This is a genomic window from Bradyrhizobium genosp. A, from assembly GCF_049949275.1.
In the GTDB taxonomy this organism is placed as follows: Bacteria; Pseudomonadota; Alphaproteobacteria; order Rhizobiales; family Xanthobacteraceae; genus Bradyrhizobium.
In genome coordinates this window covers 2,593,427-2,607,103 of sequence record NZ_CP188196.1, presented here as the reverse complement: position 1 = coordinate 2,607,103, position 13,677 = coordinate 2,593,427, and the positions used below count along the sequence as shown (strand labels likewise).

13 protein-coding genes are annotated in these 13,677 nt (G+C 63.5%); 6 read left to right on the top strand and 7 right to left on the bottom strand.

What is annotated here, in order from left to right; translation table 11 throughout:
• Positions 1-51: 51 nt before the first annotated feature.
• Entirely contained in the window at positions 52-1,650 is a 1,599-nt protein-coding gene (locus ACP2YP_RS12115; RefSeq protein ID WP_426424366.1) for a GMC family oxidoreductase, read from the bottom strand.
• Between the two features lie 203 nt (positions 1,651-1,853).
• On the opposite strand from ACP2YP_RS12115, the gene ACP2YP_RS12110 reads away from it, so the two are divergent.
• A complete protein-coding gene (locus tag ACP2YP_RS12110) occupies positions 1,854-2,642 on the top strand; it encodes a thermonuclease family protein (RefSeq protein WP_426424364.1) in 789 nt (262 codons plus the stop codon).
• Between the two features lie 217 nt (positions 2,643-2,859).
• On the opposite strand, the gene cyoD is transcribed toward ACP2YP_RS12110, so the two are convergent.
• The 4 genes from cyoD to ACP2YP_RS12090 are packed head-to-tail and all read right to left on the bottom strand — an operon-like array spanning position 2,860 to position 6,710.
• On the bottom strand, positions 2,860-3,249 hold the full coding sequence (gene cyoD, locus ACP2YP_RS12105; protein ID WP_426424363.1) for a cytochrome o ubiquinol oxidase subunit IV: 390 nt from the start codon (positions 3,247-3,249) through the stop codon (positions 2,860-2,862).
• Positions 3,246-3,887, bottom strand: coding sequence for a cytochrome (ubi)quinol oxidase subunit III (locus ACP2YP_RS12100; protein ID WP_426424361.1), 642 nt, complete (start codon positions 3,885-3,887; stop codon positions 3,246-3,248). The genes cyoD and ACP2YP_RS12100 overlap by 4 nt, the downstream gene beginning before the upstream one ends.
• The gene (cyoB, locus tag ACP2YP_RS12095) at positions 3,887-5,887 is read right to left on the bottom strand and encodes a cytochrome o ubiquinol oxidase subunit I (protein WP_426424359.1); all 2,001 of its coding nucleotides are present in this window, start codon (positions 5,885-5,887) and stop codon (positions 3,887-3,889) included. The genes ACP2YP_RS12100 and cyoB overlap by 1 nt, the downstream gene beginning before the upstream one ends.
• Positions 5,877-6,710, bottom strand: a complete 834-nt coding sequence (locus ACP2YP_RS12090) for a cytochrome ubiquinol oxidase subunit II (protein WP_426424357.1) — start codon at positions 6,708-6,710, stop codon at positions 5,877-5,879. The genes cyoB and ACP2YP_RS12090 overlap by 11 nt, the downstream gene beginning before the upstream one ends.
• Positions 6,711-6,994: 284 nt before the next feature.
• Between ACP2YP_RS12090 and ACP2YP_RS12085 the strand changes: the two genes are divergently transcribed.
• Entirely contained in the window at positions 6,995-7,795 is an 801-nt protein-coding gene (locus tag ACP2YP_RS12085) for an SDR family NAD(P)-dependent oxidoreductase (protein ID WP_426424356.1), read from the top strand.
• Between the two features lie 246 nt (positions 7,796-8,041).
• Here the strand turns inward: ACP2YP_RS12085 and ACP2YP_RS12080 are convergent, their stop codons facing one another.
• Entirely contained in the window at positions 8,042-9,349 is a 1,308-nt protein-coding gene (locus ACP2YP_RS12080) for a PQQ-dependent sugar dehydrogenase (RefSeq protein WP_426426120.1), read from the bottom strand.
• Between the two features lie 203 nt (positions 9,350-9,552).
• Between ACP2YP_RS12080 and ACP2YP_RS12075 the strand changes: the two genes are divergently transcribed.
• From ACP2YP_RS12075 to ACP2YP_RS12060, 4 genes are all read left to right on the top strand, one after another.
• Positions 9,553-10,746, top strand: a complete 1,194-nt coding sequence (locus ACP2YP_RS12075; RefSeq protein WP_426424355.1) for a urate hydroxylase PuuD — start codon at positions 9,553-9,555, stop codon at positions 10,744-10,746.
• A gap of 146 nt (positions 10,747-10,892) precedes the next feature.
• Positions 10,893-11,750, top strand: coding sequence for a VOC family protein (locus tag ACP2YP_RS12070; protein WP_426424354.1), 858 nt, complete (start codon positions 10,893-10,895; stop codon positions 11,748-11,750).
• A gap of 79 nt (positions 11,751-11,829) precedes the next feature.
• Complete coding sequence (locus tag ACP2YP_RS12065) at positions 11,830-12,105, top strand: hypothetical protein (protein WP_426424353.1); 276 nt, start codon at positions 11,830-11,832, stop codon at positions 12,103-12,105.
• Positions 12,106-12,314: 209 nt separating this feature from the next.
• Positions 12,315-13,271, top strand: coding sequence for a lytic transglycosylase domain-containing protein (locus ACP2YP_RS12060; protein ID WP_426424352.1), 957 nt, complete (start codon positions 12,315-12,317; stop codon positions 13,269-13,271).
• A gap of 1 nt (position 13,272) precedes the next feature.
• On the opposite strand, the gene ACP2YP_RS12055 is transcribed toward ACP2YP_RS12060, so the two are convergent.
• Positions 13,273-13,656: a cupin domain-containing protein gene (locus ACP2YP_RS12055; RefSeq protein WP_426424350.1), complete on the bottom strand. Its 384-nt coding sequence runs from the start codon at positions 13,654-13,656 to the stop codon at positions 13,273-13,275.
• Positions 13,657-13,677 lie beyond the last annotated feature (21 nt).

Sequence of the window (13,677 nt, the reverse complement as noted above, 5' to 3'; positions counted from 1 at the left end):
CAAGCGGGAGAGGTGCAGCGAGGTCGCGGCTCGCTTCGGTCCACATCATGATCAGTCGAACAAGTTTGCGAGGCGCTGCTTCATCTGGTCGGCGATGTAGAGCGCGAGGGCCTGGATAGTGGACGTCGGGTTCACGCCGCCCGAGGTGACGAAGATGCTGCCGTCGACGATGAACAGGTTTTTGACGTCGTGCGTGCGGCCCCATTCGTTGACGACGGAGCGCTTGGGATCAGTGCCCATCCGCGCGGTGCCGAGCAGATGCCAGCCGCCCCACGGGATCGGCGAATTGATGCAGATGTCGGTCGCCCCGGCCATGTCCAGAATCTCGCGACCGCGGGCGAGCGCATGGTCCATCATCTTCTGGCTGTTCTCGCTAATCGTGTAGTTGATTTTCGGCGCGGGAATGCCGTGGCTGTCCTTCAGCACGGGATCGAGCGTGACCTGGTTGTGCTCCTCCGGCAGGTCCTCGCAGATCGCGGAGAATCCGAGCCGATGGCCGTTGAGCTTGCGGAAGACGCGGTGATGATCCGCGCCCCACGGCAGAATGCCCTTCTGCTCGCTGACGACGGCCTCGAACACCGGCCCCGCGCCGCGCACGAACTGGACGCCGTAGCCGCGCACGAAGCCGCGCGACAGGTCCGTGTCGTACCACTGCTTGCTCCACAGGCAGGTCGGCGGTGCGCGGTTAGCGTCGGTCGGCTCCTTCACATAGCCATAGATCTGCGCATAGGGATGGAACATCAAATTCTTGCCGACGAGGCCCGACGAGTTGGCAAGACCGTCCGGGAAGCGATTGGATTTCGAGTTCAGCAGCAGCCGCGGCGTGCCGACGCCGTTGCAGGCGATGATCACGACATGCGCCGGCTGAAACTGCTCGACGCCGTCCTTGTCATAATAGACCACGCCCGTGGCCATGCCGTTCTCGTCGGTCGTGATCTCGCGCACCCGGCAATGGGTGCGCAGCTCGACGCCGGCACGGACGGCATGCGGCCAATATGTGATGTCGGTTGAGGATTTTGCGCCTTGCGCGCAGGCCGGCGTGCAATGGCCAAGATTGATACAGCGTGCCCGCCCCTCATAGTCCATCGTCGCAACCGTCGTGTCCGACGGCCACCAGTGCCAGCCGAGCTTGTTCATGGCCTTGCCGATGATCGCGCCTGACAATCCAAGCGGCTGTTGCGGCATCGGCGGATGCGTCAGCGGCGACAGCGGGTCACCCGACAGGCCGGACGTGCCCATCATCCGGTCGTTCTCTTCGAAGAACGGCGTCAGCGCGTCGTAATCGACCGGCCAGTCGTCGGCGACGCCGTCCAGCGTCTTGACCTTGAAATCGGAGGGATGCAGCCGCGGCCAATGCGCGGTGTACATCACCGTCGAGCCGCCGACCGCGTTGTAATTGACGACCTTGATCGGCGAATTGTCGTCGTTGATCGGATAGTCCTCGGGCCGGCCGCGGACATTGGGGCTCGACGACCACTCGCCGTAGAACTTGGCCTCCCAGTCGCGACCAGTGCTGGGATATTCCGCCGGGTTCATCCAGCCACCCTGCTCCAGGCAGAGAATGTGCATCTTGGTCTCGGCCAGCGACCACGCCACTGCGGCTCCCGAAGCGCCGGCGCCGATGATCAGGACGTCCACAGCATCGTTCATTGCAAGAATTCCTCCCGCCCTCGCCGCTTCCCGGGCGATTCGGCCTTCGCAGCCTGCTGGCTGCACCAAACGATAGGATCAGAGGGGGCGGCGAGTAAAGCCGCGGTAAGCGAATGTCGTACTTCGCAGGCCGCAGGACCATTGGTGTTGCCCTGTCCGGATGCTAGGAACGGGGCGAACGCGCCGATCAACAGCGAGACCGTATGTCCTTCCAAAATTCCTTTGCCGCCGCCCGCGCCTTCGCGCTTGTCTTGTTTCTCGCTCTGTCCGGATTTCTGGGGACCACCAGCCCCGCCGCCGCGCTGACCGCGGCTGCCACGGTCCGGGACGCCAATTCAGTCCAGCTCGGCGACGTCACCTACCGGCTCGACGGCGTCGACGCGCCCGAGCTGGACCAGGTTTGCATCGACGACCACGCCGATCCCTGGACCTGCGGCATCGAGGCCCGCGACCAGCTCACCAAGCTGATCGGTGGAAAGCCCGTGCGTTGCGACGATGTCGGTCCCGAGAAGAATTTTGGCAAGCGCCACCGCGCGATCTGCACGGTCGAGGGCGACAAGGTCTCGTTGAACGAGCAGCTGCTCAAACTGGGCTATGCGATCGCGCGCGAGCCCATCAAGGCCAATGTCAAGGCGGCGGCCGCCGAGGCCAAGACGGCGTCAGCCGGCATCTGGAAGGGCTGCTTTGTTGCACCGCAAGAATTCCGCACCGGCAAGAAGGACGGCGTCCTGCTCGGCGCCGCCTGCCGCGCCGATCGCGACAAGGAGATTCGCGCGGTGCTGTTTCCGGAGGAGCTGACGGCGCCGCCGAGCTGCGCCATCAAGGGCAAGCTCGCGGTGCGCGCGCGCGTCACCGGCAATATCGGCATCTATCATCTGCGGGGCTGCCCAAGCTACGCCGCGACCACCAAGCCGGACCGCTGGTTCTGCTCGGAGGACGACGCGCAAGCCTCGGGCTTCCGCAAAGCCTACAACTGCCGCCGGCCAAAGTGAACAAACGGTTCACGCAGCCGTGAGTAGTAGCCGGAGACAGTATTGATCCGGAATTGAACTCAAAGGGGAGTTGCTGCACCTATATGTGTACGCAAGCGCTTTGCGCGAGCGTTTCCTTGGCGGCAATCCGGCTTCGGTCCGATTGCTTTGCTCGGGCGTTTCCTCCCTAGACTTGGGCCGCTTGTCACAACAAGCGGCTCTTCTTTTTTGCGCAGCGCTAGCTGTGCATCCGAATGAACTGCTCCATCGGCGGCATGTTCTGATTCAAATGCCCCATGATCCAGACGGTGCCGCCGACCACCAGGAAGACAACCAGCAGGCCGAAGGCCAGCGCCAGCACGTTGTTGGTGTTGTCCGGGCCCGTGGTGATGTGCAGGAAGAACACGAGATGCACGCCCATCTGCGCAATCGCGAGCACGATCAGCGCAACGGGGATCGAAGGCTGCCAGACCAGATCGGTACCGGCGATGAAGAACGAGGTCGCGGTGAGCAGCAGCGCGAGACCTAGGCCGACGACATAGCCGACGATACGCTCGCCGACGCTGTGTTGCTCTTCATCGCCAGGGGCGATGTCGTGCTCGACATGCATGTGCGCCTGATCGCTCATACGCCACCCCCAAGCAGATAAACGACGGAAAACACGCCGACCCAGATGATGTCGAGCGCGTGCCAGAACAGCGCAAAGCACATCATGCGGCGCAGGACGTCGGCGCGAAAGCCCTTTGCGAAGACCTGGGCCATCATGGTGAGGAGCCAGAGCACGCCGGCCGAGACGTGCAGGCCGTGACATCCAACCAGCGAGAAGAACGCGGTCAGGAAGGCACTGCGTGACGGGCCATAGCCGCGTGCAACGAGGTCGGCGAATTCCCTGAACTCGATGGCCAGGAAGATCAGCCCAAGGACGCAGGTCACGGCCATGCCGAGATAGAACCAGAACCGGTTGCGGACGTCGGCCGCGATGCTGGCCATGCCGCATGTAAAACTCGAGAGCAGCAGGCAGACGGTCTCGATCGCGACGTTCCGCTGCTCAAAAATCTCCGAACCCTTGGGGCCACCGGCGGTCTGGCTGACCAGCACCGCGTAGGCCGCAAAGAAGCAGGAGAACATCACGATGTCGGAGAGCAGGAACACCCAGAAGCCGTAGGCGGTCACGGTTCGCTTCGGCGCGGGCCCGGGATGCTCGACGACGAGACCGATGTGATGGGGATCGGCATGCGCGTGGCCGAGGGTCGCGGTCATCGCCATCAGATCGCTCCCGCCATGCTGACGAGGCTGCGCCGTTCCTCGAGATTGACGCGATCGATCGCGGCGACCTCCGCGGCCGGAATGACGTATTCGTCATGGTCGCGCCAGGCGAAAACGACGAAGGTCGCGAACGCGCCGATGCCGCCCAGGATCACCATCCACCAGATATGCCAGATCAGCGCAAATCCCATGATGGTGGCGAAGAACGCGCAGACGAAGCCGGTCGGCGAGTTTCTGGGCATCTCGATGTCTTGATACTCAGGCACTTCGTGTTCGAACGATTGCTGCTGGGCAGCGACCTTCATGTCCCAATAGGCATCCTCGCCGCGAACGTCGGGATGAAAGGCGAAATTGAACACCGGCGGCGGCGATGAGGTCGCCCATTCCAGCGACCGGCCGTCCCAGGGATCTCCGGTGCGATCCCTCAGCGCCTCACGATTGCGGATGCTGACCACGAGCTGCATGATCTGACAAATGACGCCGATCGACAGCACGGCCATCCCGATCGCCGCCACGATCATCCATGGCCGCCACTCCGCGACCTCATAGTGCTGCAAGCGCCGCGTCATGCCGAGCATGCCGGCGACATAGAGCGGCACGAAGGTGACGTAGAAGCCTGTGAAGGTAAACCAGAACGCCAGCTTCCCCCAGCGCTCGTCGAGGCGGAAGCCAAATGCCTTTGGAAACCAGTATTCGAAGCCGGCAAAGGCGCCGAACAGCACGCCGCCGATGATGACGTTGTGGAAATGCGCCACCAGGAACATGCTGTTGTGGAGCATGAAATCCGCGGGCGGCACCGCGACCAGCACGCCGGTCAAGCCGCCGATGATGAAGGTGACCATGAAACCGACCGCCCAGAGCATCGGCGTCGTAAAGCGGATGCGGCCGCCATACATCGTGAACAGCCAATTGTAGATCTTCACGCCCGTCGGCACGGCGATGATCATGCTGGCGATGCCGAAGATAGCGTTGACGTCGGGGCCTGCGCCCATCGTGAAGAAATGGTGCAGCCAGACCATGAAGGAGATGACGCAGATCGCCATGGTCGCGAGCACCATGGAGCGATAGCCGAACAGCGCCTTGCCTGAAAAGGTCGAGACCACCTCGGAGAAAATGCCAAACGCCGGCAGCACCAGGATATAGACCTCCGGGTGGCCCCAGGCCCAGATCAAATTCATGAACATCATGACGTTGCCGCCGGCTTCATTGGTGAAGAAATGAAAGCCGAGATAGCGGTCGAGCAGCAGCATCGCGAGGGTGGCGGTGAGGATCGGGAACGCGGCGACAATCAGGAGGTTCGAGGCCAGCGTGGTCCAGCAGAACATCGGCATGCGCAGATAGTTCATGCCCCTGGTGCGCAGCTTCAGCACCGTCGTGACGAGGTTGATGCCGGCCACCAGCGTACCGACGCCGGAAATCTGGAGCGACCAGGCGTAGTAATCGACGCCGACGCCGGGCGAATAGGACAGTTCCGATAATGGTGGAAAGGCGAGCCAGCCGGTGCGCGCGAACTCGCCGATCACGAGCGACAGATTGACCAGCAGCGCGCCGGTCGCGGTCAGCCAGAAGCCGACGGAATTGAGCGTCGGGAATGCGACGTCGCGCACACCGAGCTGAAGCGGCACGACCAGGTTCATCAGCCCGATCACGAACGGCATCGCCACGAAGAAGATCATGATCGTGCCGTGCGCTGAAAAAATCTGATTATAGTGCTCGGGCGGGAGATAGCCCTGCGACTGGTAGGCGATCGCCTGCTGGATCCGCATCATGATGGCGTCGCTGCCGCCGCGCAGCAGCATCACCGAAGCCAGCAGGATGTACATGACGCCAATCCGCTTGTGATCGACGCTGGTGATCCATTCGCTCCAGAGATAGGGCAAATGGCCCTTCACCACGACCCAGATCAGCACAGCGAGGATGCCGACCAGCACTACGCCGCCAGCAATGAGCGGAATGGGCTGATCGAACGGGATCGCCGACCAGTCGAGCTTACCGAGCATCGTGGCCTCCACTGTGGGGACGGCCGGCGTTGGAGACGAGCTCCGGTCCTGGCCCTGGCGGAATGTGCTGTGTCGAGATCAGGTCGAACAGGCGCGGGTCCTCGAGCCGATAGGTCGGCCTGCCTCTCTCGATGCCCTGCTGCATCAGCTTCTTGTAGCTGTCCTCGTTCAGCACGGCGTCCGACTTCGCCGTCGCCGCCACCCAATCGGGAAAGGCGAGCGGCGAGATCACGTTGACGTCGAACATCATATCCGGAAAGCCGTCGCCGGAGAAATGCGCCCCCAAGCCCTGCAGTTTGCCTTCGTTGTCGGCGCGCAGGTTGAGCTTCGTCACCATGCCGTTCATGGTGTAGATCATGCTGCCGAGCTGCGGGATGAAGAACACGTTCATCACGCTCGACGACGTCAGCTGAAAATTCAGCTCCGCGCCGGCCGGCACCGTCAGCGTGTTGACCGTGGCGATGCGCTGGTCCGGATAGATGAACAGCCATTTCCAGTCGAGTGAGACGGCCTGGATGCGCACCGGGCTGCCTGTGCCCGGCACCGGCGCTGCGGGATCGAGCTGGTGCGAGCCGATCCAGGCGACGCCGCCGAGCAGGATCACTGTGAGTGCGGGAATCGCCCACACCACCATCTCGACGCGGCCGGAATAGACAAAGTCGGGCTGAAAATGGGCCTTGGTATTGGACGCGCGAAACCAGAACGCAAAGGCGAGGATCGCGATGATGGTCGGCACCACAATCGCAAGCATGATGAAGACGGAATCGACCAGGATGGTGCTGTTGGCGGTAGCCACCGGCCCTTGTGGATCGAGCAGATTCATCGGCAAGCCAATGGCGAATGGAAAACCCCAAGGGCAAGCCTAGCGCGAAAATGCCCCTGCCACAAACGCAGTTGCGTGAAGTTGGTTCCGCAACAGCTTGTTCGCGCCCGGGCCGGACCGCGCGGCGGCATGCAATTCCATGCGATGTCAATGACATCCGCGCGGCACAGCCGGCCTTCCCAGCTCCGCGCTCCATTGCTAGTTTGCACGAAAATATCGGGATGAGACGGCATGCAGGGCCCTGAGGACGATACCGGCCTCCCCGCGGTAAGGAGTGAACTGACATGCGCTTGAAGGACAAGGTTGCGATCGTCGTCGGCGCCGGTCAGAGCCCCGGCGAGGGCATGGGCAACGGCCGCGCCACCGCGCTGACCTTCGCGCGCGAGGGCGCGATGGTACTGTGCGTCGACCATCACCTGGAATCGGCGCAGGAGACCGTCGATCTGATCGCGGCGAAGCAAGGCACCGCCGCAGCCTTCAAGGCCGATGTGACCAAGTCTGCCGACATCAAGGCGATGGTCGCCGACGCCAAATCGCGCTGGGGCCGGATCGACGTGCTGCACAACAATGTCGGCGTCAGCCTGTCCGGAGGCGATGCCGAGCTGCTTCAGATCACAGAAGAAGCGTTCGACCGCGTCGTCGCGATCAATCTGAAGAGCTGCATTCTCGCGGCCAAGGAAGTCATCCCGATCATGCGCGCGCAGCAGAGCGGCGCCATCATCAACATCTCCTCGATGGCGGCGATCACCACCTATCCTTACGTCGCGTACAAGGCCACGAAGTCGGCGATGATCGCCTTCACCGAGCAGCTCGCCTACCAGAACGCCGAATACGGCATCCGCGCCAACGTCATCCTGCCCGGCCTGATGAACAGGCCGATGGCGGTCGACACCCGCGCTCGCGAATGGCACAAGACCCGCGCCGAGGTCGAAGCCGAGCGCGACAGCAAAGTGCCGCTGCGCAAGAAGATGGGCACAGGTTGGGACGTCGCAAACGCCGCGCTGTTCCTGGCCTCGGACGAGGCGAATTTCATCACGGGCGTAACGTTGCCGGTGGATGGCGGGGCGAGCGTGAGGCGAGGGTAAGTCCGAGGGAAACTCGGTGCCCCTTTCCTTCTCCCCTTGTGGGAGAAGGTTGCATAGGCGGCCTACGGCCGCCGTACCGATAAAAGACGCCGACGCGTAGCGTCGGCTACGGCGCCGGATGAGGGGTTATATCGGCAAACTCGTGGCGAGATGCACTCGCGGAGAGAGACCCCTCACCCGGCTTCGCTATCGCGAAGCCACCCTCTCCCACAAGGGGCGAGGGTGCACCTTCACCGCCGCGCGAAGCTAATGCGTCACCCGCCAGATCGTGCCACCCGTGTCCTCCGAGATCAGCAGTGCGCCATCCTGCGCCACCGCGATTCCGACCGGCCGTCCCCACACCTGGCTGTCGTTGACGACAAAGCCCGTGACGAAATCCTCGTACTCCCCGGTCGGCTTGCCGTCCTTCATCCTGATGCGGATCACCTTGTAGCCGGTGCGCTTCGATCGGTTCCAGGAGCCGTGCTCGGCGGCGAAGGCGTCGCCCTGGTATTCGGATGGAAACTGCGTGCCCTGATAGAACGTCATGCCGAGCGAGGCCGAATGCGCCTGCACCAGCACATCAGGCACCGTCACCTTGTCCTTGAGGTCCGGCCGCGCACCGGCGTGGCGCGGGTCTTCATTGTTGCCGATGTAGAACCACGGCCAGCCGTAGAAGCCGCCCTCCTTCACGCTGGTGACATAGTCGGGCACGAGATCGTCGCCGAGGCCGTCGCGCTCATTGGTCGAGCACCAGGGCAGGCCGGTCTGCGGCTGGATCGCGAGACCGACACAGTTGCGGATGCCGGTGGCGTAAAGCTTGCGGTCCTTGCCTTCAGGGTCGAAGGACAGCACCGCCGCGCGCTCGGCCTCATAGCCCCAGGAGGCGCCGACGGCTTGCGTGCGCGACCAGGCCTCGAGCCCGCCGGGCGGGCTCCCCATGCCCTCGGCGACATTGCTGGCGGAGCCGACCGACACCACCATGCGCTTGCCGTCAGGCGTGAACACGATATCGCGGGTAGAATGCCCCGAGCCTTGCGCCAGGTTCGCCACCACGACGTCGGGCTTGCCCGACGCCTTCAGGTCGCCGGCGTGATAGGGAAAGCGGACGACGTTGCCGGCATTGGCGACATACACCCATTGCGGATTGTCACCGTTCGGGAAGAAGGCGATGCCGAAAGGACGGGCGAGCCCGCTGGCAAACACCTCGTTGCTCGCAACCTTGGCACCGCCCTCGCCAAGACGCAGCACGCGAATGCGCCCGGGCCTGGTCTCGGCAACGAAAATGTCGCCATTCGGCGCGACCCGCAGCACGCGTGCGTCGGACAGGCCGTCAGCCAACAGCTCGATCTTGAATCCCTCCGGCACGAGCGGCGTGGCGCCACCGCGCGCCGTCACGCGCGTGGGGTTGGAGACCGACGGCGAGGCGCCGGGTTTGGCCAGATCCTGCGGGCGGATCAGCCTGACGGTGCCGGGCTTGTCGGCCTGCCAGCTGCCATAGGCATCCTTGCCTTTCAGCACGGACTCGGCTTGGGCGCCGGCGCAGGCAACCAACAGCCAAGCGGGCACGATCATGTGCGAAACACGAATTGTCACGTCGCCTTCCTCCCGGACTTTTTCTGCCAAATCCCGCGTCAGCTCATGCCCGCACGATGTGCATTTGGTATGACCCATCGTACTGGAAAACGGCGCGGATCGGTGCAACAGATTGTAAGAGCACGGCCGCCGGTTGCGGTCATCAAAGCCGCGGCATCGACGTCGCGATTGATGGGGTGATCATGTGGGGATCGATCGTATCGGAATGGGCGAGCCTGCTGCTGCGCTGGCTGCACGTGGTGGCTGCGATCGCCTGGATCGGCAGCTCGTTCTATTTCATTGCCCTCGACCTCAGCCTCAAGACCAAGAGCGACCTGCCTGATGGCGTGCAGGGCGAGGCTTGGCAGGTCCATGGCGGTGGCTTCTACCGGATCATGAAATATCTGGTGGCGCCGACCCAGATGCCCGACGAGCTCACCTGGTTCAAATGGGAGGCCTACACCACGTGGCTGTCCGGCTTCGCGCTGATGGTGGTGGTGTATTATCTCGACGCCGATCTGTTCCTGGTCGACAAGTCGATCCTCGACCTCACGCCATTCCAGGCAGGACTGTTCAGCTTCTGTAGTCTCGCGCTGGCGTGGTTGCTCTACGAGGCCGCCTGTCGCACCGGGCTGGCGCAGCGCGAGCTGCCCTTTGCCATCGGCGGCTATCTGTTCCTGGTCGCATTGACCTACGCCTTCACCCATGTGCTGAGCGGGCGTGGCGCCTTCAACCAAATCGGGGCGATCATCGGCACCATCATGGTCGCCAACGTGTTTGCGGTGATCATTCCGAACCAGAAGAAGATCGTCGCCAGCCTGATCGCGGGCCAGGCGCCCGACCCGAAACTCGGCAAGACCAGCAAGGAACGCTCGGTCCACAACAACTATCTGACATTGCCGGTCGTCGTGCTGATGATCAGCAATCACTATCCGCTGCTCTATGCCACGCGCTTCAACTGGATCATCGTCGCAATCGTGCTGGCGCTGGGGCCGGTGGTCCGTCATTTCTTCAACGAGCGGCATGCCGGCCACAAATCGCCATGGTGGGTGTGGGTCGTGGCCGCGGCCGGCGCGATCGCGATCCTCTTCCTCTCCGCGGCCGGCCCGCGCGAGGTCAAGACGGGCGCGCTGTCGGCGCAGCCGACACTCGCCAATGTCGAGGAGATCGTGATGTCCCGCTGCAGCATGTGCCACGCGGCCGAGCCGGTCTGGGCCGGCATCGTGACCGCACCGAAGGGCATCTTGCTCGACGCGCCCGAACACATCCACCGCAACATCCGCCTGATCGGGCGCGTCGCAGCATGGTCGAATGCGATGCCGCCGGGCAACATCACCGAGATGACCAGCGAGGAGCGCGCCATTCTCGCTGCCTATATCAGCGAGCGGGATCGCTGACGGCATAACGCGTCGATGCCGCAATTCGCGGAATGAAATTCCGGATCTCCCGCCGATTTGAAAATGACTTGATCGCCCATTCAGCGTAGACAGGGACAGCGGCCATTCAAGCCGTACAAAGTCAGTTTGCATTCGGGGAAATCACAGTGGCCCTCAAGAACGTCATCGGTATCGACCACGCCGTGGTCATGGTGCAGGACCTCGACAAGGCCGCCGAAAACTACCGGCAGCTCGGTTTCACCCTCTCGCCGCGTGGCACCCACAGCGCGCACATGGGCACCGGCAACTACACCATCATGTTCGACCCGGACTATATGGAGCTGCTCGGCGTGCTGGTGCCGACCGAACACAACGCGCCGGCGCGGGCCTTTGTCGAGCGGCACGGTGAAGGCATCGAGCGTATCGCCTTCACCGCGGTGGATTCCTCAGCCGGCGCGGAGGAGATCCGCGCACGTGGCTTCACGCCGATCGGTCCGACCGATTTCGAGCGGCCGGTGACGCTGCCGAACGGCACGGTCTCGGCCGCCAAGTTTCGCACTTTCATGTGGCCGACCGCGGAGGCGCCCGGCGGGGTGCGCATCTTCGCCTGCCAGCACAAGACCCGCGAGACGGTGTGGATCCCCGAACTGATGACGCACGCCAATGCCGCGAAGCGGATCAGCCAGGTGCTGATCGCAACGCCCGAGCCCGCGCAGGAAGCGGCGCATCTGGCACGGCTGATCGATCGCGAACCGAAGGCAGAGACCGACGGCGCGGTGACGGTGACATCAGGCGGTGACCGCGCCGACTTCATCTATCTGACACTCGACCAGCTCGGCAAACGCTATCCCGGCGTCGCGCTCGCTGGCCTCTCCGCACGCGGCGGCGCCGCGCTGGTGCTTGTCAGCGGCGATCTCGCAGCGACCGAGAAAGCGCTGGGTTCGGCGGGTATCCGCAGCGGAGCCGCGGTCGTCGTGCCTCCGGCCAAGGCCAACGGCACCCTGCTCGCCTTCATTGCCGGCTGATTTGAACTAGTTCTTTAACGTGTGTTTACCGGGCGGCTCTAGGATTTTCCGATAGTCCAAGCCGCCCGGGGCCACGCGCATGTTCAAAGAGGGATCGCCGATCGCTTACGATGCGCCGGCCGAGTTGAAGAAGTGGCCGTCGCTGAAGGGCGAGAGGCAAAAGGATCGTGGTCCGCCCTATCTCGTCTACAACGGCACGCTGGCCGATTGCGTCCGCGAGCTCATGGACAAGCCGATCAAGGGCATCTCGCTCTATGACATCATGACGAGGCCGCAGCCGTCCTTCGAGCAGACCGTGCTGTCGCCCGGCGATGCCGCCGAGATCGCGATGCGCAAGGATTTTCCCAAGATATAAGCACCGCCGACCCGCAATCCCGTTTGCAGTCCTGGAGTTTGCTGCGCTTCCCGTAGAGCCGCGGGAGCAGCGTCGCGTTCCTGCGATGGGAACACCGTACTAACACCAGCCATATCGCGGAATCGCAGCTTCGCCGCAATTACGGTTAAGAAGTCCTTGTCACCGGCGCACCGCTGGTCGTTCCCCACAGTTCGAGGACTTTTATCGAGATGCGATTTCTCGTCGCGGCTTGCGCTGCGTTCCTGATTCTGATGTGCGACGTCAGCACGCCGCCGGCCTGGCAAGCTTCCCACTTCGACAATGCAACGCCCAAGGCCGATCGCGCGCCCTCGCTGGTTCCCCTGGCCGAGCTGTTTCTTGCAAGCGTGCAGGCCATCGAGCTCGCCAATGCGCGCGCATCGTACGAGGAGACGATCGAGCCGCCGCCTGCGGTCGAAACGTCGGTGCAGGCTCCGGCGTCACCGACTGAACAATTCTGCCGCGCGCTCACGGAAGCGGCCGAGGAGAGCGGCATTCCTGTGCCGTTCTTCGCCCGTCTGCTCTGGCAAGAGAGCCGCTTCAAGTCCAACGAGGTCAGCCAGGCCGGTGCCCTGGGCGTTGCGCAATTCATGCCGGAGACCGCCGCCGAGGTCGGGCTCGATGATCCCTTCGATCCCATGAAGGCGCTGCCGGCATCGGCAAAATTCCTGCGCAAGCTCCGCGACGATTTCGGCAATCTCGGCCTTGCCGCAGCCGCTTACAATGCGGGCCCAGGCCGCATCCAGAAATGGCTCGCCAGGGAGAGCGAGCTGCCGCGCGAGACACGCGACTATGTCCGCATCATCACCGGCACCAAGGCGGAAGACTGGATCGAGCGCTCGGAGGCGCTCGCGATCCGGATCGATCTCCCACGCGAGGCGCCTTGCGAAGGCGTCGGCAGCCTGTCCAAAAGCAGAGATGTTGCCTGGGTGCCCGTGAACCTCGCGCCTGCGACCGCCACCATCATCCGCAAGGCCGAGCAATTGGCGGCGCGGCTTTCGGCGAACCGCGCCCGCAAGCGCCTCGTTGCCCTGCTCCACAAGCACGGCGCAGCCCGCGGCAAGGCGCGCAGCATGATCGCGGCCCGCGCGAAGGGTGTGAAGGCTCGCGCCATCCGCGTCGCGGCGCGCGAGCGTTCCGCGGGCTAGCTCAGACCGGCTTCTCGTCGTCGGAGACCGGCGACGTGACCACGAGGAACACGAGATCGGTCAGGCCCGAATTCGAGATCGCGTGCTCGACACCGGGCGGCAGGAAGATCACGTCGTGCTTGCGCACGACATGGTTCTTGCCGGCGATCTCCATCAATCCTTCGCCGTCGAGCACGTGATAGACCTGCTCCTGCACCTTGTGATGATGCCGCGCGACATGGGCTATCGGCTGGTACATCGAGATGCGATAGTCGATGTGGCGCGAGCCCGCCGTCTCCGGCATCACCAGTGGTTTCGATAGCGCACCACCAAAATGGTTGGGGAATTCGCGCCAGGGCACTTCCGCAATGTTGCGGATGAAGGCGCCGTTGCTCGCGTCAGCCATGACAAATCTCCATATCGCGTG